Source organism: Pseudomonas sp. DCB_AW (genome assembly GCF_026240895.1).
GTDB lineage: Bacteria > Pseudomonadota > Gammaproteobacteria > Pseudomonadales > Pseudomonadaceae > Aquipseudomonas > Aquipseudomonas kermanshahensis.
In genome coordinates, this window is sequence record NZ_JAPFCE010000013.1 from 66,868 (window position 1) to 90,371 (window position 23,504).

General features: G+C 61.8%; 20 protein-coding genes. All 20 read right to left on the minus strand.

Features of this window, described 5'->3' with window-relative positions; all coding sequences use genetic code 11:
- Positions 1 to 846, minus strand: coding sequence for a 3-deoxy-8-phosphooctulonate synthase (gene kdsA, locus OO306_RS10800; protein WP_027595809.1), 846 nt, complete (start codon positions 844 to 846; stop codon positions 1 to 3).
- 3 nt (positions 847 to 849) lie between these two features.
- On the minus strand, positions 850 to 2,478 hold the full coding sequence (locus OO306_RS10805) for a CTP synthase (RefSeq protein WP_027595808.1): 1,629 nt from the start codon (positions 2,476 to 2,478) through the stop codon (positions 850 to 852).
- A gap of 268 nt (positions 2,479 to 2,746) precedes the next feature.
- Positions 2,747 to 4,027 (minus strand): tRNA lysidine(34) synthetase TilS, encoded by a 1,281-nt coding sequence (gene tilS / locus OO306_RS10810; RefSeq protein WP_265968614.1) that lies wholly within the window; start codon positions 4,025 to 4,027, stop codon positions 2,747 to 2,749.
- A gap of 158 nt (positions 4,028 to 4,185) precedes the next feature.
- A complete protein-coding gene (locus OO306_RS10815) occupies positions 4,186 to 5,133 on the minus strand; it encodes an acetyl-CoA carboxylase carboxyltransferase subunit alpha (protein ID WP_099428491.1) in 948 nt (315 codons plus the stop codon).
- Between the two features lie 105 nt (positions 5,134 to 5,238).
- Positions 5,239 to 8,763, minus strand: coding sequence for a DNA polymerase III subunit alpha (gene dnaE, locus OO306_RS10820; RefSeq protein ID WP_099428490.1), 3,525 nt, complete (start codon positions 8,761 to 8,763; stop codon positions 5,239 to 5,241).
- Between the two features lie 168 nt (positions 8,764 to 8,931).
- A complete protein-coding gene (rnhB, locus tag OO306_RS10825; RefSeq protein ID WP_027595804.1) occupies positions 8,932 to 9,555 on the minus strand; it encodes a ribonuclease HII in 624 nt (207 codons plus the stop codon).
- A 1-nt stretch (position 9,556) separates the two neighbouring features.
- Positions 9,557 to 10,684 (minus strand): lipid-A-disaccharide synthase, encoded by a 1,128-nt coding sequence (gene lpxB / locus OO306_RS10830; RefSeq protein WP_027595803.1) that lies wholly within the window; start codon positions 10,682 to 10,684, stop codon positions 9,557 to 9,559.
- A gap of 1 nt (position 10,685) precedes the next feature.
- Entirely contained in the window at positions 10,686 to 11,462 is a 777-nt protein-coding gene (gene lpxA / locus OO306_RS10835; RefSeq protein ID WP_099428489.1) for an acyl-ACP--UDP-N-acetylglucosamine O-acyltransferase, read from the minus strand.
- Complete coding sequence (fabZ, locus tag OO306_RS10840) at positions 11,459 to 11,899, minus strand: 3-hydroxyacyl-ACP dehydratase FabZ (protein WP_003252314.1); 441 nt, start codon at positions 11,897 to 11,899, stop codon at positions 11,459 to 11,461. Before fabZ ends, lpxA begins: the two co-directional genes overlap by 4 nt.
- A gap of 113 nt (positions 11,900 to 12,012) precedes the next feature.
- Entirely contained in the window at positions 12,013 to 13,068 is a 1,056-nt protein-coding gene (lpxD, locus tag OO306_RS10845) for a UDP-3-O-(3-hydroxymyristoyl)glucosamine N-acyltransferase (protein WP_027595801.1), read from the minus strand.
- A 1-nt stretch (position 13,069) separates the two neighbouring features.
- A complete protein-coding gene (locus tag OO306_RS10850) occupies positions 13,070 to 13,573 on the minus strand; it encodes an OmpH family outer membrane protein (protein WP_027595800.1) in 504 nt (167 codons plus the stop codon).
- A gap of 44 nt (positions 13,574 to 13,617) precedes the next feature.
- Positions 13,618 to 15,981 carry an outer membrane protein assembly factor BamA gene (gene bamA / locus OO306_RS10855; RefSeq protein ID WP_265968616.1) on the minus strand — a complete coding sequence of 788 codons (2,364 nt, stop codon included), beginning with the start codon at positions 15,979 to 15,981 and terminating at the stop codon, positions 13,618 to 13,620.
- A 70-nt stretch (positions 15,982 to 16,051) separates the two neighbouring features.
- On the minus strand, positions 16,052 to 17,404 hold the full coding sequence (rseP, locus tag OO306_RS10860; protein ID WP_265968617.1) for an RIP metalloprotease RseP: 1,353 nt from the start codon (positions 17,402 to 17,404) through the stop codon (positions 16,052 to 16,054).
- A 60-nt stretch (positions 17,405 to 17,464) separates the two neighbouring features.
- Positions 17,465 to 18,655 carry a 1-deoxy-D-xylulose-5-phosphate reductoisomerase gene (gene ispC, locus OO306_RS10865; protein ID WP_265968619.1) on the minus strand — a complete coding sequence of 397 codons (1,191 nt, stop codon included), beginning with the start codon at positions 18,653 to 18,655 and terminating at the stop codon, positions 17,465 to 17,467.
- Positions 18,652 to 19,467: a phosphatidate cytidylyltransferase gene (locus OO306_RS10870; protein ID WP_027595796.1), complete on the minus strand. Its 816-nt coding sequence runs from the start codon at positions 19,465 to 19,467 to the stop codon at positions 18,652 to 18,654. The genes ispC and OO306_RS10870 overlap by 4 nt, the downstream gene beginning before the upstream one ends.
- A complete protein-coding gene (gene uppS, locus OO306_RS10875) occupies positions 19,467 to 20,222 on the minus strand; it encodes a polyprenyl diphosphate synthase (RefSeq protein ID WP_027595795.1) in 756 nt (251 codons plus the stop codon). The genes OO306_RS10870 and uppS overlap by 1 nt, the downstream gene beginning before the upstream one ends.
- Before the next feature lie 15 nt (positions 20,223 to 20,237).
- The gene (frr, locus tag OO306_RS10880) at positions 20,238 to 20,795 is read right to left on the minus strand and encodes a ribosome recycling factor (protein ID WP_027595794.1); all 558 of its coding nucleotides are present in this window, start codon (positions 20,793 to 20,795) and stop codon (positions 20,238 to 20,240) included.
- Complete coding sequence (gene pyrH / locus OO306_RS10885) at positions 20,792 to 21,535, minus strand: UMP kinase (RefSeq protein WP_009686950.1); 744 nt, start codon at positions 21,533 to 21,535, stop codon at positions 20,792 to 20,794. The genes frr and pyrH overlap by 4 nt, the downstream gene beginning before the upstream one ends.
- 180 nt (positions 21,536 to 21,715) lie before the next feature.
- Entirely contained in the window at positions 21,716 to 22,579 is an 864-nt protein-coding gene (gene tsf / locus OO306_RS10890; RefSeq protein ID WP_027595793.1) for a translation elongation factor Ts, read from the minus strand.
- Between the two features lie 186 nt (positions 22,580 to 22,765).
- A complete protein-coding gene (gene rpsB / locus OO306_RS10895; RefSeq protein ID WP_027595792.1) occupies positions 22,766 to 23,503 on the minus strand; it encodes a 30S ribosomal protein S2 in 738 nt (245 codons plus the stop codon).
- Position 23,504: the final 1 nt, after the last annotated feature.

Here is a 23,504-nt window from a genome sequence, read left to right on the forward strand (position 1 = left end):
TTACGCGGTTTCTACCGTCGGAAAACTTTTCACCAGCTCGTCCAGTTGCTTGAGCTGGGTCAGGAACGGCTCCAGCTTGTCCAGGCGCAAGGCGCAAGGGCCATCGCACTTGGCATTGTCCGGATCAGGGTGAGCCTCGAGGAACAGGCCGGCCAGGCCTTGGCTCATGCCAGCCTTGGCCAGGTCGGTGACCTGGGCACGACGGCCACCGGCAGAGTCCGAGCGACCGCCCGGCATCTGCAGGGCATGGGTCACGTCGAAGAAGACCGGGTACTCGAACTGCTTCATGATGCCGAAGCCGAGCATGTCCACCACCAGGTTGTTGTAGCCGAAGCTCGAACCACGCTCGCAGAGGATCAACTGGTCGTTACCCGCCTCTTCGCACTTGGCCAGGATATGTTGCATCTCCTGGGGCGCGAGGAACTGGGCCTTCTTGATGTTGATCACCACGCCGGTCTTGGCCATGGCCACCACCAGGTCGGTCTGACGCGACAGGAAGGCCGGCAACTGGATGATGTCGCAGACCTTGGCCACCGGCTCGGCCTGGTAAGGCTCGTGCACGTCGGTGATCACCGGCACGTTGAAGGTGCGCTTGATCTCCTCGAAGATCTTCAGCCCCTCTTCCATGCCCGGGCCACGGTAGGACGTCACCGACGAACGGTTAGCCTTGTCGAAGCTGGCCTTGAACACATACGGGATACCGAGCTTCTCGGTGACCCGCACGTACTCTTCGCAGACCTTCATTGCCAGGTCACGGGATTCCAGGACGTTCATGCCGCCGAACAGGACGAACGGCTTGTCGTTGGCGATCTCGATGTTACCGACGCGAATGATCTTCTGGGTCATTGATCAGGCCTTGTTCTTCTGAGCCAGGGCTGCTTTGACGAAACCACTGAACAGCGGGTGGCCGTCACGCGGGGTCGAGGTGAACTCTGGGTGGAACTGGCAAGCGACGAACCATGGGTGGTCCTTGGACTCGACCACTTCAACCAGCGCGCCGTCTTCGGAACGACCGGAAACCACCAGGCCAGCGTCGACCAGTTGTGGCAGCAGGTTGTTGTTCACTTCGTAGCGGTGGCGGTGACGCTCGGTGATCACGTCCTTGCCGTAGCAATCGTGAACCTTGGAGCCCGAGACGATCTGGCAGTCCTGCGCGCCCAGGCGCATGGTGCCGCCCAGGTCGGAAGCTTCGGTACGGGTCTCGACGGCGCCGGTAGAATCGGCCCACTCGGTGATCAGGCCGACAACCGGGTGGCCGCTGTTGCGGTCGAACTCGGTGGAGTTGGCGTCTTTCCAGCCCATCACGTTACGGGCGAACTCGATCACGGCAACTTGCATGCCCAGGCAGATACCCAGGTAAGGCACTTTGTTCTCACGGGCGTATTGCACCGCAGTGATCTTGCCTTCGACACCGCGCAGGCCGAAACCGCCCGGTACCAGAATGGCGTCGGCGCCTTCGAGCAGGCTGGTGCCTTGGTTCTCGATGTCTTCGGAATCGATGTAGCGCAGGTTGACCTTGGTACGGTTGGTGATGCCGGCGTGGCTCATCGCTTCGATCAGCGACTTGTACGCATCCAGCAGCTCCATGTACTTGCCGACCATGGCGATGGTCACTTCGTGCTCTGGGTTGAGCTTGGCATCGACGACCTTGTCCCACTCGGACAGGTCGGCGCTGTCGCACTGCAGGCCGAAACGCTCGGTGACGAAGTCATCCAGGCCCTGGGCATGCAACACGCCCGGGATCTTGTAGATGGTGTCGACGTCTTCGAGCGAAATGACCGCACGCTCTTCAACGTTGGTGAACAGGGCGATCTTGCGGCGCGACGAGGCATCGACCGGGTGGTCGGAGCGGCAGATCAGCACGTCAGGCTGCAGGCCGATGGAGCGCAGCTCCTTGACCGAGTGCTGGGTCGGCTTGGTCTTGGTTTCGCCTGCGGTAGCGATGTACGGGACCAGGGTCAGGTGCATCAGCATGGCGCGCTTGGAGCCCACTTCGACGCGCAGCTGGCGGATGGCCTCGAGGAACGGCTGCGACTCGATGTCGCCGACCGTACCGCCGATTTCAACCAGGGCCACGTCGGCATCGCCGGCACCCTTGATGATGCGACGCTTGATCTCGTCGGTGATGTGCGGGATGACCTGGATGGTCGCGCCCAGGTAGTCACCACGGCGCTCCTTGCGCAGCACGTGCTCGTAGATACGGCCGGTGGTGAAGTTGTTGTTCTGGGTCATGGTCGTGCGGATAAACCGCTCGTAGTGGCCCAGGTCAAGGTCAGTCTCGGCGCCGTCCTGGGTGACGAAGACTTCACCGTGCTGGAACGGACTCATGGTGCCAGGATCGACGTTGATGTACGGATCCAGCTTGAGCATGGTGACCTTGAGTCCCCGCGCTTCCAGGATGGCCGCCAGGGAAGCCGAGGCAATGCCTTTCCCCAATGAAGAAACAACACCGCCCGTGACGAATATGTAGCGCGTCATGAAAAACCCTAGAAGTCTGCGTTAAGGCGGCCAGCGCCGCCGGAGAAAGCGAAGGAAGGCCGAAGCCCCCGATCACCTGCGTCAATCACAGTGCATCTCGAAAAACTGCCGCGTCTGTACAAACCAGGGTATCCCCGGCATGGAGCTCGCTCGTCATTTCCAGAATCAGCCCAGCAAAAAACTGCGTGGTAATCGGCAACTGCTGTGTTTTCGAGGAACCCACAGAAGTTGTATCAAGAAGGGAGGGTAGTCTACCGGAATGTACCCTTCAGCTCAAACCTTGCGCGTTCGTCGGTAACTGCCAGTGCAGTTGGCAATCTGCCTGCCCCAGTGCCGGCAGGTTGGCCACGGCCAGCAAGCGCTCGCCCTGATACAGCAAGGGCAGGCGCGAACGCACGAAAGGCGGCACCTGCAGCTCGTTGAGCAGGCGCTTGAGGTCGCGTCGACCGCGCCCGGCAAGCTCAAGCACTTCACCGCCCTGGCGATAGCGGACAGTCAGGCCCGCCAGGGGCTTGGGCGCAGTCAGCCGAACGCTGCCGTTGCCCGGCAAGGCCAGCTCGCAAGCCGAGTCTGCCCAGGCGAATTCGCCTTGCGGCGCCTGCAGCCAGTCACCGCTCAGCCACCAGATACGGCCGTTACTGCGCAGCAACCGGCCGTCGGCCAAGCGCCAGGTCGGCTGGGCGTCGGCCGCGGCATCGCGCAGGTCGGCCCAGCCAGCCCAGTGGCGCGCATCCGGCAGCCGGGTGCGCTGGCTGAGCCAGTATTGCAGGGCATTGCGCTGACGAGCGGGTGACAACGCCGCGAGCACCGCAAGCGCCAGGGAATCCAGCCCCACCCATGCAGCAGCCCCCTCCTCGGCCTTAGCCAGATCCGCCTGAGCCACCTCATCCAGCAAACCCTGCGCTTCGCCCAAGTGCTCTGCGCAACGGGCAAGGTTCTGGCTGGCTTGCGGCCAACGCTGCTGCAACACCGGGAACACTTCGCCGCGCAAATAGTTGCGGGCAAAGGCGGTGTCGCTGTTCGAGGGGTCTTCGATCCAGGTCAAGCCTTGGGCCTGGGCATACGCGTGCAGCTGCTGGCGGGCTATCGCCAGCAACGGCCTGGCCAGGCTGCCCTGCCCCAGCGGACGCTGCGCCGGCATTGCAGTCAGGCCACGTAGCCCGGCACCACGCAGCAAACGAAACAGCAGGGTTTCGGCCTGGTCATCGCGGTGCTGGCCGGTGAACAGCACCTCACCGGGGCCGACCACGTTGGTGAATGCCGCATAACGGGCATCGCGGGCAGCCTGTTCGAGACTGGCGCCGGGGGCAACCTGGACGTGGACCACACGAAGTTCGACGCCGAGGTTGGCGCAGACGTGCTCGCAGTGGGCTGGCCACGCGTCAGCGGCGGGCTGCAGGCCGTGATGGATATGGATGGCGCGCAACGGGGGCGCGGGGTGGGTGCGGGCGTAATCGGCCAGCAGGTGCAGCAGGACGGTGGAGTCCAGGCCACCAGAGAAGGCGATGTGCCAGGCGGGGGCTTGGAGCCAGGGGGTGAGGTTGATCAAGGGCGCCTCACATGAGTCGCAATCGCCGGGGCACTGTGGGAGCGGGCTTGCCCCGCGAACAAGGGCGAAGCCCTTGCCATACGACTCCGTTGCCAGAGCCGGCCTCTTCGCGGGTCGAGCCCGCTCCCACAGGGGCCGCAAAGCGGCCCCGGGGTGTATCAGAGGCCGTAGCTCATCAGGCGCTCGTAACGGCGTGCCAGCAGCGCGTCATTGTCGAGCTTGCCCAGCATGTCCAGCTGCTGCACCAGGTCGGCACGGATGCTTTCAGCCATGGCGGCCGGGTCACGGTGGGCGCCGCCCAGCGGCTCCGAGATGACCTTGTCGACGATGTTCAGGCTCTTCAGGCGTTCGGCCGTGATACCCATGGCCTCGGCGGCATCGGCAGCCTTGTCGGCAGTCTTCCACAGGATCGAGGCGCAGCCTTCCGGCGAAATCACCGAGTAGGTGGAGTACTGCAGCATGTTCAGCTGGTCGCACACACCAATGGCCAGTGCACCGCCAGAACCACCCTCACCGATCACGGTGGCGATGATTGGCGTCTTCAGGCGCGCCATGACACGCAGGTTCCAGGCAATCGCCTCGCTCTGGTTGCGCTCTTCGGCGTCGATACCTGGGTAGGCACCTGGGGTATCGATGAACGTCAGGATCGGCATTTTGAAGCGCTCGGCCATTTCCATCAGGCGGCACGCCTTACGGTAGCCCTCAGGGCGCGGCATGCCGAAGTTGCGGCGCACCTTCTCACGTACTTCGCGGCCTTTCTGGTGGCCGATGACCATCACTGCCTTGCCATCCAGGCGGGCGGTACCGCCCACGATCGCGGCATCATCGGAGAAATGGCGGTCACCGTGCAGCTCTTCGAATTCAGTGAAGATGTGCTGCAGGTAGTCCAAGGTGTAAGGACGACGCGGGTGACGCGCCAGGCGGGCGATCTGCCAGCTGGTCAGGTTGCCGAAGATGCTTTCGGTCAGGGTATTGCTCTTGTCTTGCAGACGGGCAATTTCATCGCTGATGTTCAGCGAGTTGTCGTTACCCACCAGGCGCAGGCCTTCGATCTTGGCTTGCAGGTCGGCAATCGGCTGTTCGAAATCGAGGAAATTCGGGTTCATAGGCATCCGTCTTGGGTCTACGGCCAGGCGGCCGGCCGGTTGATCCGTTTGGCGCCCTACCTTAAGGGATCGGGCGCATTCAGGTCGAGATTAAAATTCGTCGATTCAACGATATTGCAGGAAGACGTTCTCACGTCCGAACTGGTCACGCAGTGCCTGAATCAGGCCGTCAGCCGGGTCGATTGACCACTCATCGGCAAACTGCAGCATGGCCTTGGCGTCACTGCCGGTGTATTCCAGGGTAATCGGGCAGCCGCCGCGGTGACGGGTGATCAGCTCACCCAGCCAGTTCAGGCGGTCGCCCTTGAGCGCGTCATGGGCGACTTTCAGGCGCAGGCTTTCGGCCAGGCGCGTGCGCGCGTCTTCCATGGTCATTACCTGCTTCACTCGCAGGCGCAGGCCGCCCGAGAAGTCATCGTTACTGACCTCCCCTTCGACCACGACCATGGCGTCGTTCTGCAGCAGTGACTGGGCCGCCATGAAGGAGTCGGCAAACAGCGACGCCTCGATGCGCCCCGAGCGGTCATCGAGGGTGACGAAGCCCATCTTGTCACCCTTCTTGTTCTTCATGACCCGCAACGCAATGATCATGCCGGCGATCGTCTGGGACTCACGGGACGGCTTCAGGTCAATGATGCGCTGCCGGGCAAAACGGCGAATCTCGCTTTCGTACTCGTCGATCGGGTGACCGGTCAGGTACAGGCCCAGTGTGTCCTTCTCGCCTTTGAGGCGCTCTTTGAGCGTCAGCTCGCGGACCTTGCGGTGGTTGGCATAAACGTCCGAGTCTGCCTCGACGAACAAGCCGCCAAACAGGTCGACGTGGCCGCTGTCGGCAGTACGTGCGGTCTGCTCGGCCGACTTGATCGCCTCTTCCAGCGCCGCCAGCAAGGTTGCACGGTTACGGTCGATGTTGGCCTGGTAGGCCTTGATCTCGTCATGGAAGTACGGGCCCAGACGGTCCAGTGCACCACTGCGGATCAACGCATCGAGGGTGCGCTTGTTGACACGCTTGAGGTCGACGCGCTCGCAGAAATCGAACAGGTCCTTGAACGGGCCGCCCTGCGCACGCACTTCGACGATGGCTTCCACCGGCCCCTCGCCCACGCCCTTGATCGCACCCAGGCCATAGACGATACGGCCATCGTCATTGACGGTGAATTTGAAATCGGAAGTGTTCACATCGGGCGCATCGAGGCGCAGCTTCATGCTGCGCACTTCCTCGATCAGCACCACCACCTTGTCGGTGTTGTGCATGTCCGCCGACAGTACCGCGGCCATGAACGGCGCCGGGTAGTGGGTTTTCAGCCAGGCGGTCTGGTAGGACACCAGGCCATAGGCGGCAGAGTGAGATTTGTTGAAGCCGTAACCGGCGAATTTCTCTACCAGGTCAAAGATGTTACCTGCCAGATCGCCATCGATGCCGTTGTTCGCGCAACCTTCGATGAAGCCGCCGCGCTGCTTGGCCATCTCTTCGGGCTTTTTCTTACCCATGGCCCGACGCAGCATGTCGGCACCGCCCAGGGTATAGCCGGCCATGACCTGGGCAATCTGCATCACCTGCTCTTGATACAGGATGATGCCGTAGGTCGGCGCCAGTACCGGCTGCAGGCCGTCATACTGGTAGTCCGGGTGCGGGTAGGCCAGCTCGGCGCGGCCGTGCTTGCGGTTGATGAAGTCGTCCACCATGCCCGACTGCAGCGGGCCTGGGCGGAACAGCGCCACCAATGCGATGAGGTCTTCCAGGCAGTCTGGCTTGAGCTTCTTGATCAGCTCCTTCATGCCGCGCGATTCGAGCTGGAACACCGCCGTGGTCTCGGCTTTTTGCAGCAACTCGTAGGTCTTGCGGTCATCCAGCGGAATGAAGTCGATGTTCAAGTCCGGCAGGTTCTGCTTGGCCTGCTCGCGGTTGATAGTCTCCATCGCCCACTTGATGATGGTCAGCGTACGCAGACCAAGGAAGTCGAACTTGACCAGCCCGGCGGCCTCGACATCGTCCTTGTCGAACTGGGTTACCAGGCCGCCGCCCTCTTCGTCACAGGCGATCGGCGAGAAGTCGGTGAGCTTGGTCGGGGCGATGACCACACCACCGGCGTGCTTGCCGGTACCCCGCGTGACACCTTCGAGCTTGAGGGCCATCTCCCAGATCTCGCGGGCATCTTCGTCGCCCTTGAGGAAGTCGCGCAGGATCTCTTCCTGCTCATAGGCTTTTTCCAGGGTCATGCCGACTTCGAAGGGGATCATCTTCGACAGGCGATCGGCCAGGCCGTAGGACTTGCCCTGCACCCGCGCCACGTCGCGCACCACCGCCTTGGCGGCCATGGTACCGAAGGTGATGATCTGGCTGACCGCGTTGCGCCCGTAGGCATCAGCCACGTACTCGATGACCCGGTCACGGCCATCCATGCAGAAGTCGACGTCGAAGTCGGGCATGGATACCCGTTCAGGGTTGAGGAAGCGCTCGAACAGCAGGTCATAGGCCAGCGGGTCGAGGTCGGTGATCTTCAACACGTAGGCGACCAGCGAACCGGCACCCGAGCCTCGGCCTGGGCCGACCGGCACGCCGTTGTTCTTGGCCCACTTGATGAAGTCCATAACGATCAGGAAGTAGCCGGGGAAGCCCATCTGGATGATGATATCCAGCTCGAACTTCAGGCGGTCCAGGTAGACCTGGCGCTTTTCCTCATAGTCTGGCGTGGTCTCTTTGGGCCAGAGCACCGCCAGGCGCTCCTCCAGGCCTTCATGGGAGACATGGCGCAGGTAATCGTCGATGCCCATGCCATTGGGCGTCGGGAAATCGGGCAGGAAGTGCTTGCCCAATTGAACCTGGATGTTGCAGCGCTTGGCGATCTCGACAGTGTTGGCGATGGCGTCGGGCAAGTCGCTGAACAGCTCGGCCATTTCGTCCGCGCTCTTGAGGTACTGCTGATCGCTGTAGTTGCGCGGGCGACGCGGGTCGTCCAGGGTCCAGCCCTCGCCGATGCAGACACGGGTTTCGTGGGCATCGTAGTCGGCCTGCTTGATGAAGCGCACATCGTTGGTCGCCACCAGCGGCGCGCCGACCTTGTCGGCCAGGGCCACAGCAGCGTGCACGTATTCTTCGTCGCGGGCGCGGTTGGTGCGCTGCACTTCAACGTAGAAGCGCTCGGGGAACATGCCCATCCAGTCGCGCAACAGCGCTTCGGCTTCTTCAACCCGGCCAGAGAGCAGCGCGGCGCCAATGTCGCCTTCCTTGCCAGCTGACAAGGCGATCAGGCCTTCGCTGGCGGGGGCGATCCACTCGCGCTGCAAAATCACCAGGCCATTGCGCTGGCCTTCGACCCAACCGCGCGAAATCAGCTCGGTGAGGTTGCGATAGCCCTGGGGGTTCATCGCCAGGAAGCAGATACGCGACAACGGGGCTTCCGGGTCGGGCCCGGCCAGCCACAGGTCGGCACCACAGATCGGCTTGATCCCGGCGCCCATGGCGGTCTTGTAGAACTTCACCAGCGAGCACATGTTGCTCTGGTCGGTGATCGCCACCGCCGGCATGTTCATCCCCGCCAGTGCCTTGGCCAGCGGTTTGATCCGCACCAGGCCGTCGACCAGCGAGAATTCGGAGTGCACGCGAAGGTGAACGAAGGGAACCGACATGGGTGATCCTGTAGCAGAACGACAAGGGCGGGATTGTAGCGTAAATGAGGGCAGGATTTGGGGCTGCTTCGCAGCCCGTCGCGACACAAGGCCGCTCCTACAGAGGAACGCATGATTTCTGTAGGAGCGGCCTTGCGTCGCGAAAGGGCCGCAAAGCGGCCCCATGCACTAGATCAAAGAATCGGTAATGCCCTCACGGGCCTCCCAGGCCGCCCGCACCGGCGCAAAGGAGCGTCGATGAATGGGCGTAGGCCCAAGCCGTGCCAGGGCTTCAAGGTGCACCGGCGTCGGATAACCCTTGTGCCCACCGATGCCGTAACCGGGGTAGATCAGCTCGAACGCACTCATCTCCCGATCACGCGTCACCTTGGCCAGGATCGACGCAGCCGCAATGGCCGGTACCTGGCTATCACCTTTTACGACTGGTGCCGCGGGCACCGCCAGCTTGGGGCAGCGGTTGCCGTCGATCAGTGCCAGCTTGGGCGTGACATGCAGCCCCTCGACCGCACGCTGCATGGCCAGCATGGTGGCCTGAAGAATGTTCAGGCGGTCGATTTCTTCGACCTCGGCGCGGGCAATGCAAAAGCTCAGCGCCTTCTCGCAGATTTCGTCGAACAACGCCTCGCGCTTGGCTTCGGTGAGTTTCTTCGAATCGTTGAGGCCGAGGATCGGCCGTGCCGGGTCGAGGATCACTGCAGCCGTCACCACCGCGCCACACAACGGGCCACGGCCGACTTCATCGACCCCGGCGACCAGGTCTTCGACCAGGTTGAAATCCAGTCCTATTTGCATCTCAGCGGTCCTTGAGCAAGGCCAGTACCGCCTCGGCGGCCTGGTTGGAAGCATCCCGGCGCAGGGTGCGGTGAATCTCGTCGAAACGTTCGGTCTGCTGGCTGCCATCGGCCACCAAGGGGGCCAAGGTTTGCGCCAGGGCTTCGCTGGTGGCGTCATCCTGCAGCAGTTCAGGCACCAGTTCGCGCTGGGCCAGCAGGTTGGGCAACGACACGTAAGGGCTTTTGACCAGGCGCTTGAGAATCCAGTAGGTCAACGGCGCCAGGCGATAAGCCACCACCATGGGGCGCTTGTACAGCAGTGCCTCCAGGGTGGCGGTACCCGACGCGATAAGCACCGCATCGCAGGCCGCCAGGGCCTGGTGCGACTGGCCGTCGAGCAGGGTCAGCGGCAGCGCGCGCCCTTCGAGCATCTGCTCGACCTGGGCACGCCGTGCGGCGTTAGCGCAGGGCAGCACGAAGCGCACACCCGGTACTCGTTCGCGCAAGCGCTCGGCGGCATCGAGGAACAGCGCCCCCAGGCGCCCGACTTCGCCGCCGCGGCTGCCAGGCATCAACGCGACCACCGGGCCTGGGCCCAGGCCAAGCGCAGTGCGTGCTGCCAGTCGGTCGGCCTCGAGCGGAATGGTATCGGCCAGTGGGTGGCCGACGAAACGCACCGGCACCCCCTGCTCCTCGTAGAACCGGGCTTCGAACGGCAACAGCGTCAGCATCAGGTCGCAGCCTTCGCGGATCTTCAGCACGCGCTTCTGCCGCCACGCCCATACGGATGGGCTGACGTAGTGCACGGTCTTGATACCGGCCTGACGCAGTTTCAATTCGATGTTGAGGGTGAAATCCGGGGCGTCGATGCCGATGAACACATCGGGCTTTTCGGCGATGAGGGTCTGGATCAACAACTTGCGGCGCTTGAGCAGCTCACGCAGCCGTCCCAGTACCTCGACCAGGCCCATGACCGCCAGACGTTCCATGGGGAAGTAGGATTGCAGGCCTTCGGCTTCCATCAAGGGGCCGCCAACGCCGATAAAGCGGACGTCGGGATGGCGCGCCTTGAGGGCGCGCATCAAGCCAGACCCGAGAATATCGCCGCTGGCCTCACCCGCGACCAGGGCTACGCAAAGCTGGGCCATGTCAGCGGGTGATGCCGCGGGCAGAATTCAGGATCGACTGACGGAACAGATCGACCTCAGGGTGCTGGGCTGCCAGTTCGTCCAGCGCCTTGATCGCATCTTCGACGGTCAGGCCCTGACGGTAGACGATCTTGTAGCAACGACGCAGGATATGAATGACCTCGTCGCTGAAACCCCGACGACGCATGCCTTCGAAGTTCATGCTGCGTGCTTCGGCCGGGCTGCCGAACACCGTGACGAAGGCCGGTACGTCTTTGCCGATCGCCGTGCCCATGCCGGAAAACGCATGTGCACCGATATGGCAGTACTGGTGCACCAGGGTGTACCCGGACAGAATTGCCCAGTCACCCACATGAACATGCCCCGCCAACGCGGTGTTGTTCACCAGAATGCAATGATTGCCGATGACACTGTCGTGACCGATGTGGGCGTAGGCCATGATCAGGTTGTGATCGCCGACGGTGGTTTCTGCACGGTCCTGAACGGTACCGCGGTGAATGGTCACACCTTCGCGGAACACATTGTGATCACCGATCACCAGGCGCGTCGGCTCACCCTTGTACTTGAGGTCAGGGGTGTCTTCGCCGATCGAGGAAAACTGGTAGATGCGGTTGTGCTTGCCGATACGGGTCGGCCCCTTGAGCACCACATGCGGGCCAATGACGGTGCCCTCCCCGATTTCGACATCAGGGCCAACGATCGACCAGGGGCCCACCTCGACACCGTCGGCCAGCTTGGCCGACGGGTCGATGATGGCCCGAGGATCAATCAAATTCATAGGGAGCGTTCCGCGCAGGTGATTTCTGCCGAGCAGACAGGCTTGCCGTCGACCAGGGCGCGGCACTCGAATTTCCAGATCATGCTCTTGCGGCTGAGGAACTTGGCTTCCAGCACAAGCTGGTCACCCGGCAATACCGGCTGACGGAAACGCAATTTGTCGGACCCGACAAAGTAGTACAGGGTGCCATCCGCCGGCTTGGCATCGAGCATCTTGAAACCGAGGATGCCGGCCGCCTGGGCCATGGCCTCGATGATCAGAACGCCCGGCATGATCGGGTGGGCCGGGAAGTGGCCATTGAAGAACGGCTCGTTGATGCTGACATTCTTGTAGGCACGAATGCTCTGGGCCTCGAAGTCCAGATCCGTCACGCGATCCACCAGCAGGAACGGGTAACGGTGAGGCAGGTATTCGCGAATCTCGTTGATGTCCATCATTTCGGGGGGAAGCCTGTAATAAGAATAGGGAGCGCAGGTGCTGACCACGCGCTCCTTTTGCAGTCCAAAGAGGAGCCAGCTAGCGTCTGTTCACTCTTGCTCAGGGAATGGTATCAGCCTTCTGATGCCGGCTGGCCACCTGAGGTCACGGTATCGATGCGCTTTTCCACCTGCTGGAGACGCTTGGCCATGTCGTCCAGGTGGCGGATACGCGCGGCGCTCTTGCGCCAGTCAGCCAATGGCTGCATGGCTGTGCCGGAAGAATAGGCACCCGGTTCGGTGATCGATCGGGTCACCATGGTCATCCCGGACACGAAAACGTTATCACAGACATCAATATGACCCACCATGCCGACACCGCCAGCAATGGTGCAGTGCTTGCCAATGCGCGTGCTGCCGGAAATCCCGACACAGGCGGCCATGGCCGTGTGCTCACCGATCTGAACGTTATGGGCGATCTGGATCTGGTTGTCGAGCTTGACCCCGTCGGCAATGCGCGTGTCCGACAGCGCACCACGGTCGATTGCCGTGTTGACGCCGATTTCTACATCATCGCCGATGGTCACGCCGCCGATCTGGGCAATCTTGCGCCATACGCCTTTCTCGTTGGCAAAGCCGAAGCCCTCGCCACCGATCACTGCGCCAGACTGGATCACCACACGCTTGCCGATGGTCACGTCATGGTACAGGGTGACCCGTGGCGCCAGCCAGCCGCCCTCACCGATGACGCAACGGGCACCGACCACGCAGTGGGCGCCGATGCTGACATTGGCAGCAACCTGCGCACCACTTTCGATGACGACGAACGGGCCGATGCTCGCACTGGCATCCACCTGGGCATCTTCAGCCACTACGGCGCTGGGATGAATTCCCGCCACAGCCTTGGGCTTGGGATCGAACAGGTGGGAAATGCGCGCATAGGCCAAGTACGGATCAGCGACGATCAGTGCATTGCCAGCAAAGCCTTCAGCATCCGCAGCCTTGAGCAGCACCGCTGCCGCCTGGCTGTTATCCAGGAATTTGCGGTACTGCGGGTTGGCGAGGAAGCTCAATTGACCGGGGCCGGCCTCCTGCAAGGTGGCCAGCCCGGTAATCTGCAGCGCCTCGGGCCCCTTGAGGGTGGCGCCGAGGGCTTCGGCCAACTGGCCAAGCGTCATGTTCAAGGTCATATCAACGGGCTTGGTTCATGCGCTCGATGACTTGGCGGGTGATGTCGTACTGAGGTTTGACATCGATGACCGCGCCACGCTCGAGAACCAGGTCGAAACCGCCCTTCTTGATCACTTCCTCGACAGCGCCGTCCAGCTTCGGCTTGAGTTGCTTGAGCATGTCACGGTCCGCAACGGCCTTGGCTTCGTTCAGTTCCTTGGACTGGAACTGGAAGTCACGGGCCTTTTGCTTGAACTCGAGCTCCAGGCGCTCACGCTCCTGCTGCTGCATCTTGTCGCCACCTTTGATCAGGCGGTCCTGGATGCCCTTGGCGCTGCTTTCCAAGCTTTTCAGCTTGGTCAGTTGCGGGCCGAATTTTTTCTCTGCATCAACCGCATACTTCTTGGCGGCATCCGATTCCAGCAGGGCCATCTGATAGTTCAGGACGGCAACCTTCATTTCGGCGAAAGCCGGGGTGGCGACCAGCGCCGCGGCCAAAATGGCCAGTTGAGTCAACTTACGCACGATGCACTCCTGGATAAACCGTTGTCGTTATGCAAGGGCCGACCTTAGAAGGTCTGGCCCAGAGAGAATTGGAACACCTGGGTATCGGCATCGTCCGGCTTCTTGACCGGCATCGCCAGGCTGAAGCTCAACGGGCCCAGTGCAGTGATCCAGGTCACACCCAGACCCACCGAACTGGCCATACCCGAGAAACCGACCTTCTCGCAATCTGGCTTGCTGCCGCAGTTGGTATCGAACACGTTACCCACGTCCCAGAATACCGACGTGCGCAGCGAACGCTGGTCCTTGACGAACGGCAGTGGGAACAGCAACTCGACACCACCCTGGACCAACACGTTGCCACCGAACGGCAGCGGATCCTGATCCGGGTCGCGGATGGTACCCGGCTTGCCGCCTTCGTTACCTTCACCACGGCTAGGCGTACTGCGCGGGCCCAGGCTGCTGTCCTTGAAGCCACGGACAGAGTTGAAGCCGCCCGCGTAGTAGTTCTCGTAGAACGGCAGGCCCGAGGTGCTGCCGTAGCCATCACCATAGCCCAGTTCAGTGTGCAGGCGCAGGGTGTAGTCGTTGGTGATCGGCTTGAACAGCTGACCACGGTAGTCGAGCTTGAAGAACGACAGGTCGCTGCCCGGAATGGTCGATTCCAGGGTCAGGCTTTGCGAATGACCGCGAGTCGCCAGCACGCCTTTGTTCAAGGTCGATTCGGACCAGCCGATCGAAGCCTTGAAGTTCAGGAAGTTGTCACCCTCTTGATCGAGGAAGTCGAAGATCTCGTCAACGGTGTATTTACCGGTTTTGATCTTGTCCTGCTGAACGCTCAGGCCATAGGTCAGGCGCGAGGTTTCGCTGATCGGGTAACCCAGGCTGACACCGGCGCCCAGGCTGTCGACCGCATAGCTGGCAACGTCGACATCGAGGTCGTCGTAGTCGGTGCTGCGGTAGAAGGCGTTGTAACCCAGGCTGACACCGTCAGCCGTGAAGTAGGGGTCCACGAAGCCGAAGTTGTAGCGGGTCTGGTATTCGGAACGGGTCAGGCCGATGGAGACTTTGTTACCTGTACCCAGGAAGTTGCTCTGGCTGATCGAACCACCCAGGATCAGACCGGCGCTCTGAGCGAAACCGACCGACGCCGTGATGGAGCCGGACGCTTGTTCCTCGACGCTGTAGTTGACGTCGACCTGGTCATCGGTGCCAGGCACCGGCGGGGTCTCGACGTTGACTTCCTTGAAGAAGCCCAGGCGCTCCAGACGGGTCTTGGACTGGTCGATCAGGTAGGTCGACGCCCAGCCGCCTTCCATCTGGCGCATTTCGCGACGCAGCACTTCGTCTTCGGTCTTGGTGTTGCCGCGGTAGTTGATGCGGTTGACGTAGGCACGCTTGCCCGGGTCGACCACGAACATGATATCGACGGTGTGGTCCTGGTCGTTCGGCTGTGGCACACCGTTGACGTTGGCGAAGGTGTAGCCTTCGTTACCCAGACGACGGGTGATCAGCTCGGACGTGGTGGTCATCACCTTGCGCGAGAATACCTGGCCCGGCTGCACCAGCAGCAGCGACTTGACCTGGTCTTCCGGCACCTTGAGGTCACCGGAGAGCTTCACGTCACGGACGGTGTACTTCTCGCCTTCGTTGATGTTGACGGTGATGTAGACGTGTTTCTTGTCTGGCGTGATGGATACCTGGGTAGAGGCGATATCCATGTTGATGTAGCCACGGTCCAGGTAGTAGGAACGCAGACGCTCCAAGTCACCGGAGAGTTTTTCACGGGCGTACTTGTCGTCGTTCTTGAAGAACGACAGCCAGTTGGTGGTTTTCAGCTCGAACAGCTGCGACAGCTCTTCGTCGTCGAAGACGTTGTTGCCCACCACGTTGATGTGCTGAATGGCAGCGACGGTGCCTTCGTTGATCTTGATTTTCAGCGCGACGCGGTTGCGCGGCTGCGGCACGACTTCGGCGTCGACCTCGGCCGAGTAGCGGCCCTGGGCCACGTACTGGCGCTGCAGCTCGTTACGCACACCTTCAAGGGTGGCGCGCTGGAAGATTTCACCTTCGGCCAGGCCAGACTGCTTCAGACCCTTCATCAGGTCTTCGGTGCTGATCGCCTTGTTGCCTTCGATCTCGATGCTGGAAACCGACGGGCGCTCGACCACGTTGATGATCAGGACATTGCCATCGCGGCTCAGCTGGATGTCTTGGAAGAAGCCAGTCTTGAACAGGGAACGGGTCGAATCCACCAGGCGCCGATCATCGGCCTGATCGCCGACGTTGAGCGGCAAGGCACCGAAGACGCTGCCGGCGGAAACCCGCTGCAGGCCGTTGACACGAATATCGGAGATGGTGAAGGACTCGGCGTGAACTTCAGCGATCATCAGTGCGGAGAGGACCGCAGTTAGCAGCAGACGTTTCATGAAGTCCTTTTATTCCAACTGGCAATAAACAACCCGCCGCGAAGTGGCGGCAGGTTCGCAATGCGAAGCTTTATAGTCGACCCAGATCGTTGATCAGGGCGAGCAACATCACCCCTACGACCAAACTGATACCGATCTGGACCCCCCAACCTTGCACCCGATCTGACAGCGGACGACCGCGCGCCCACTCGACCAGGTAAAACAGCAAATGCCCCCCATCCAGTACTGGAATGGGCAGCAGGTTAAGAACCCCCAGGCTTATGCTCAGGTAGGCCAGGAAATTCAGGAAATCCCCCACGCCGGACTGGGCTGAAGCGCCCGCCACTTTAGCAATGGTTATCGGTCCGCTCAAGTTTTTTACCGAGAGCTCTCCGAACAGCATTTTCTTCAGCGACTCGAGCGTCAGGACGCTCATGTTCCAGGTACGCGACAAGCCCTCACCTACCGCGTCCAGCGGGCCATAGCTGACTTCGCGAAGCATGTTGGCAGGCCATTCGCCACCTTTTACCCCCGCGCCCAGGTAACCGCCCGCGGCCTTGCCCTCACCCTTGCGGGCCAGGGTTACTGGCACATCCAGCGCAGCACCATCGCGTTCGACACGCACCACGACCTTGGCTTGCGGGTGGGCGCGCACGGTGTCGACCACCTGCTGCCAGTCGTTCACTGCCACGCCATCGAGGGCCAGCAGCTTGTCGCCTGTCTTCAAGCCGGCGGCAGCGGCCGGCCCTTTCGAATCGATTTCGGCCAGCACCGGCACGATCACCGGGCGCCATGGGCGCAAACCCAGGGACTGGATAGGGTCTGGCTCGTCGGCGCCCTTCAGCCAGTGGTCCAGCTTGATCTGCAAGTGCTGCTCGGCGCTGGCGCCTTCGTCGCGCACGCCTACCTGCAGGGTGCCGCTCTCGCCCAGACGGCGAACCAGTTGCAGGTTGACCGCAGACCAACCGCTGGTCGCCTTGCCATCGATGGATACAATTTCCTGACCTGCGGTCAGGCCTGCCGACGCTGCCAGGCTGCCCGCTTCGACTGCACCGATGACCGGGCGAATCTGCTGGGTGCCGAGCATGGCCAACAGCCAGAAGAACACGATGGCCAGCAAGAAGTTGGCAATCGGGCCGGCGGCGACGATGGCGATACGCTGACGCACGCTTTTTCGGTTGAACGATTGGTCGGCCAACGCAGGCGGCACATCGGCCTCGCGCTCATCGAGCATCTTGACGTAGCCGCCCAGCGGAATCGCCGCCACCACGAATTCGGTGCCCTGGCGGTCATGCCAGCGCAACAACGGCGTACCGAAGCCCACCGAAAAACGCAGCACCTTGACGCCGCAGCGTCGGGCCACCCAGAAGTGGCCGAATTCGTGGAACGTGACCAGAACACCCAAGGCCACCAGGGTGCCGACAATCATGTAGAGCGCAGTCATATCTTTCTCCAGATGACGTTCAGCAGAACGACTTTTCGCACAAGCCCTGGCAGGCCTGCATCATCGACCGTGACGCCGCAACCACTCACGGGACAGCTCCCGGGCACGCTGGTCGGCGGCAAATACCGCGTCCAACGAAGCCAGTGGCACTACAGGCTCCTGATCGAGCACTTGTTCGATCATACCCGCGATCTCCGGGAAGCGGATACGCCGCTGGAGAAATGCCTCGACAGCCACTTCGTTGGCCGCATTGAGCACGGCAGGTGCACTGTTGCCGGCCTCGGCAGCCTGCCGCGCCAGGCGCAGGCACGGGAAGCGCTGTTCGTCGGGCGCCTGAAAATCCAGGCGTGCGATAGCAAACAGGTCCAGCGGTGCGACGCCAGAATCAATGCGCTCCGGCCAGGCCAGCGCATTGGCGATCGGCGTGCGCATGTCCGGGTTGCCCAACTGGGCGAGCACCGAACCGTCCACGTAATCCACCAGCGAGTGGATCACGCTCTGCGGGTGCACCACCACCTCGATCTTGGCGGGCGAGGCATCGAACAGCCAGCAGGCCTCGATCAACTCGAGCCCTTTGTTCATCATGCTGGCCGAATCCACGGAAATCTTGCGCCCCATGGACCAGTTAGGGTGCGCGCACGCCTGCTCCGGCGTGACATCGGCCAATGCGGCGGACGGTGTTTCGCGGAACGGGCCACCCGATGCCGTCAGCAGGATGCGGCGCACCCCCACCTGGCTCAGGCCGCGGGCATAGTCGCCGGGCAGGCACTGGAAGATTGCATTGTGCTCGCTGTCGATCGGCAGCAGCACGGCACCACTGCGCCGCACCGCCTCCATGAACAGCGCGCCAGACATCACCAGGGCCTCTTTATTGGCCAGCAACACTTTCTTGCCCGCCTCGACGGCAGCCAAGGTCGGTCGCAGCCCTGCCGCACCCACGATGGCGGCCATCACCGCATCCACCTCGGGCGCTGCGGCAACCTGGCAAAGCCCCGCCTCGCCTTCCAGCACCTGGGTAGCGCAACCGACGGCCGCCAGGCCGTCGCGCAAGCGCGCAGCACCTTCGGCACTCGGCACCACCGCGTACTCCGGGCGATGCCGGACGCACAACGCCAGCAGCTCGTCGATGCGCGAGTAACCGCTCAGGGCGAATACCGAATAACGCTCAGGGTGACGTGCAATCACATCCAGCGTGCTCAGGCCAATGGAGCCCGTGGCGCCCAGCACGGTAATGCGCTGCAACGTACTCACATCACACCCCATTCGGCAGCCCACAGCAGCACGGCAAAGAGCGGGATGGCCGCCGTCAGGCTGTCAATGCGGTCGAGCACGCCACCATGGCCGGGCAGCAGGTTGCTGCTGTCCTTGATGCCCGAGCGGCGCTTGAACATGCTTTCAGTCAGGTCACCAATCACCGAGGCCATGACCACCAGTGCCGCGCCCATCAGACCCAGCAGGATCTGGCCAACACCCCAGTCGCGGCTGATACCGACCACCAGCGTAATGACCAGGCTGACAGCCAGGCCACCATAGACGCCTTCCCAGCTCTTGCCCGGGCTGACCTGCGGCGCCAGCTTGCGCTTGCCGAAGGCACGGCCGGAGAAGTAGGCACCGATGTCGGCGGCCCAGACCAGCACCATGACCGACAGAATCAGCCAGTTGCCGAGCGGCCAGTGCTTGAGCAGCACCAGGCCTTGCCATGCCGGCAGCAACACCAGCAGGCCGATCAGCAAGCGGCAGGCCGCACTGGCCCATAGCTCGCTGCTGCGCGGATAGGTCAGCACCAGCCAGGTGGCCAGCCCCCACCAGATCACTGACGCACCCAGCACCCAGGGTGCCAGGTCGGGCATCAGGTGCAGCAGCATCAGCGCTCCGGCGACGACTGCGGCGTAGGCAATGCGCAGTGGCTGGGTCATCAACCCCGCCAGGCGCGCCCACTCCCAGGCGCCGAGGGTGACCACGAAGCCGATGAACAGGGCGAAATCCCCACCGTTGAGCAGGAAGAAGCCACCCAGCGCGACCGGCAGCAGGATCAGCGCGGTAATGATGCGTTGTTTAAGCATTAAGCACGAGCTCCAGCCTCGACCTGCTCGCTGGTCTTACCGAAGCGGCGCTGGCGCGAAGCGAAATCGGCCAGGGCATTGCGCATGGCCTCGTGTTTGAAGTCCGGCCAGTACAGGTCGGAGAAATACAGCTCGGCATAGGCCAGCTGCCACAGCAGGAAATTGCTGATGCGGCGTTCGCCCCCGGTGCGGATGCACAGGTCCGGCAACGGCAACTCACCGGTGGACAGGCACGTCTGCAGCAGACCCGGCGTGATATCGTCCGGACGCAGATGGCCCGCCTGTACTTCCCGCGCCAGGCGCTGGGCGGCCTGGGCGATATCCCACTGGCCACCGTAGTTGGCCGCGATCTGCAGGATGAAGCGGTTGTTGCCGGCGGTCAGTGCCTCGGCCTCACGCATGGCAGCCTGCAGCTCAGGATGAAAGCGCGAGCGATCACCAATGATGCGCAAGCTGATGTTGTTCTCGTTGAGGCGACGCGCCTCACGGCGCAGGGCCGAGAAGAACAACTCCATCAGCGCACCGACCTCTTCGGCGGGGCGCTGCCAGTTTTCGCTGGAGAAGGCGAACAGGGTCAGTACCTCGACCCCCGATTCGGCGCAGACTTCGATGACCGCACGCACGGCATCGACGCCAGCCTTGTGCCCGGCAACGCCGGGCAGCAAGCGCTTCTTCGCCCAGCGGTTGTTGCCATCCATGATGATCGCGACGTGTCGCGGCACCGAGGACGGCGCCGCTGGCTTGGTCTTTTCCATTAAAAAACCTCGGCCTTAGACGGCCAACAGGTCCTTTTCCTTGGCCTTGAACGCAGCGTCGATTTCGGCGACGAACTTGTCGGTCAGCTTCTGGATCTCGTCAGCGGCGCGACGTTCTTCGTCTTCGCTGATTTCCTTGTCCTTGGTCAGCTTCTTCAGGTCGGCGAGTGCGTCACGGCGCACGTTACGCACGGCTACCTTGGCATCTTCGGCAACGCCGCTGGCCTGCTTGGTGTAACCCTTGCGGGTTTCCTCGGTCAGGGCCGGCATCGGGACGCGGATGGTGGTACCGGCGCTGGACGGGTTCAGGCCCAGGTCGGAGGTCAGGATGGCTTTTTCGATGGCAGCGCTGAGGTTCTTGTCGTGCGCAACGATCTTCAGGGTGCGCGCGTCCTCGACGGTAATCGCGGCCACCTGGTTCAGCGGCATTTCGCTACCCCAGGCAGTGACCCTGACGCTGTCCAGGATGCTTGGGTGGGCACGGCCGGTGCGGATGGCAGCCAGGTGGCGACCCAGCGCCTCGATGGACTTGCCCATGCGGTCCTGGGCGTCTTTCTTGATAGCGTTGATCATTTTTGAACTTCCTCGATCAGGGTTCCTTCCGCGCCGCCATGCACGATGTTCAGCAGGGCGCCCGGCTTGTTCATGTTGAAGACGCGCAGCGGCATCTTGTGGTCGCGGCAAAGGCAGATTGCCGTCAGATCCATCACACCCAGCTTGCGATCCAGCACTTCATCGTAGGTCAGATGATCGAACTTCTCGGCATGCGGGTCTTTGAATGGATCTGCAGTGTATACACCATCGACCTTGGTTGCCTTCAATACCACGTCGGCATCGATTTCGATGGCGCGCAGGCAAGCGGCGGAGTCGGTGGTGAAGAACGGGTTGCCGGTACCGGCAGCGAAGATTACGACTTCTTTGGCGTTCAGGTGGCGCATGGCTTTGCGGCGATCATAGTGATCGGTTACGCCTACCATGGAAATCGCCGACATGACGATGGCGGTAATGTTTGCCCGCTCCAGCGCGTCGCGCATGGCCAGGGCATTCATGACGGTCGCCAGCATGCCCATGTGGTCACCGGTGACGCGGTCCATGCCGGCTGCACTGAGCGCCGCACCACGGAACAGGTTGCCACCGCCGATCACCAGACCGACTTGCACACCGATGCCGACCAGCTGGCCGACTTCCAGCGCCATGCGATCCAGGACCTTGGGGTCGATCCCGAACTCTTCCGAGCCCATCAGGGCCTCGCCGCTAAGTTTGAGTAGAATGCGTTTATAGCGAGCCTGATGACCACTGCCCTGCTGAGCCATTGCGAATCTCTCCTGCGGCGTTTGTAAAAAAATTCTGGCGGGCTGCTTGAGCCTGCGTGTAACTCTAACGTGACGCAGCGACTGCGTCAGCGAACAGCGGTTTGGAAAACCACTCCCGCTTTGACAAAGAGGCTGCGCGCGTGAGCGGGCAGCCTCTTTGGGGCGACAGACGTGTCTGTCTTACTGCTTGGCAGCAGCTACCTGAGCGGCAACTTCTTCAGCGAAGTTGTCGACTGGCTTCTCGATGCCTTCGCCGACCTTGAAGTAGGTGAAGGAAACGATTTCAGCACCGGCTTTCTTGGCCAGCTCGCCAACCTTGACTTCCGGGTTCATGACGAAGGCTTGCTCTTTCAGCGAAGCTTCAGCCTTGAACTTGGTGATACGGCCGTTGATCATGTTCTCAACGATGTTTTCCGGCTTGCCGGCGATCTTGTCGGCGTTCAGCTGCAGGAAGACATTCTTCTCGCGCTCGATGGCCTCGGCGGAGATTTCCGATGCATCCAGGAACTCCGGGTTCGAAGCAGCAACGTGCATGGCGATGTTCTTGGCCAGCTCGACGTCGCCGCCTTTCAGGACAACAACGGCACCGATCTTGTTGCCGTGCAGGTAAGCACCAACAACGTCACCCTCAACGCGCGCCAGGCGGCGGATGTTGACGTTTTCGCCGCACTTGGCGACCAGGGCTTCACGGGCTGCTTCGCGCGAGGCGATCAGCGGTGCAGCGTCGGTCAGCTTCTGGGCGAAGGCTTCTTCGAGGCTTTCGGCTACGAAGTTTTTGAAGTCGTCTTGCAGGGCCAGGAAGTCGGTCTGCGAGTTGACTTCCAGCAGAACGGCGGCTTTGCCGTCGGTCTTGACGGCGATAGCGCCTTCAGCAGCGACGTTGCCAGCCTTTTTGGCGGCCTTGATGGCGCCCGAGGCACGCATGTCGTCAATGGCTTTTTCGATGTCGCCGCCGGCCTTTTCCAGGGCCTTTTTGCAATCCATCATGCCTTCGCCGGTACGCTCGCGCAGTTCTTTGACCAGCGCTGCAGTAATTGCTGCCATTTCAAAATCCTCTTGGAAAGTTTTTCAACCATTCCACCCGCTCATCACGGGCGTTCAATTCTGCAAATCCGCTGTGTTTATCTCAGCAGGCCCATAGTGCGGGGCGGTTGCTGACAGCAGGATTTCAAGGTGGCAAAAAGGGGGCAAAGCCCCCTTTTTGCGTGCCAAGTAGACGCCAGGCGTCAATTACTCAGCAGCAGGTGCAGCCGCTTCTTCAGCGTAGACTTCGGTGCCGCCAGCAACGTTGTTGCGGCCGCGGATGATGGCGTCAGCCATCGAAGTCATGTACAGCTCGATAGCGCGAATGGCGTCATCGTTACCTGGGATGATGTAGTCAACACCTTCCGGGCTGCTGTTGGTATCGACAACGCCGATAACCGGGATGCCCAGCTTGTTGGCTTCGGTGATAGCAATGCGCTCGTGGTCAACGTCGATCACGAACAGGGCATCAGGCAGGCCGCCCATGTCCTTGATACCACCCAGGCTGCGGTCCAGCTTTTCCAGATCGCGCGAACGCATCAGGGCTTCTTTCTTGGTCAGCTTGGCAAAGGTGCCATCTTCGGCCTGAGTTTCCAGGTCGCGCAGACGCTTGATCGAAGCACGGATGGTTTTGTAGTTGGTCAGCATGCCGCCCAACCAGCGGTGGTCAACGTATGGCGAACCGGCACGAGCAGCTTGCTCGGCGACGATCTTGCCGGCGGAACGCTTGGTGCCGACGAACATGATCTTGTTCTTGCCCTGGGCCAGACGCTCTACGAAAGCCAGAGCTTCGTTGAACATTGGCAGGGTTTTTTCCAGGTTGATGATGTGGATCTTGTTACGCGCGCCGAAAATGTACTTGCCCATTTTCGGGTTCCAGTAACGGGTCTGGTGGCCGAAGTGCACACCGGCCTTCAGCATATCGCGCATGTTGACTTGGGACATG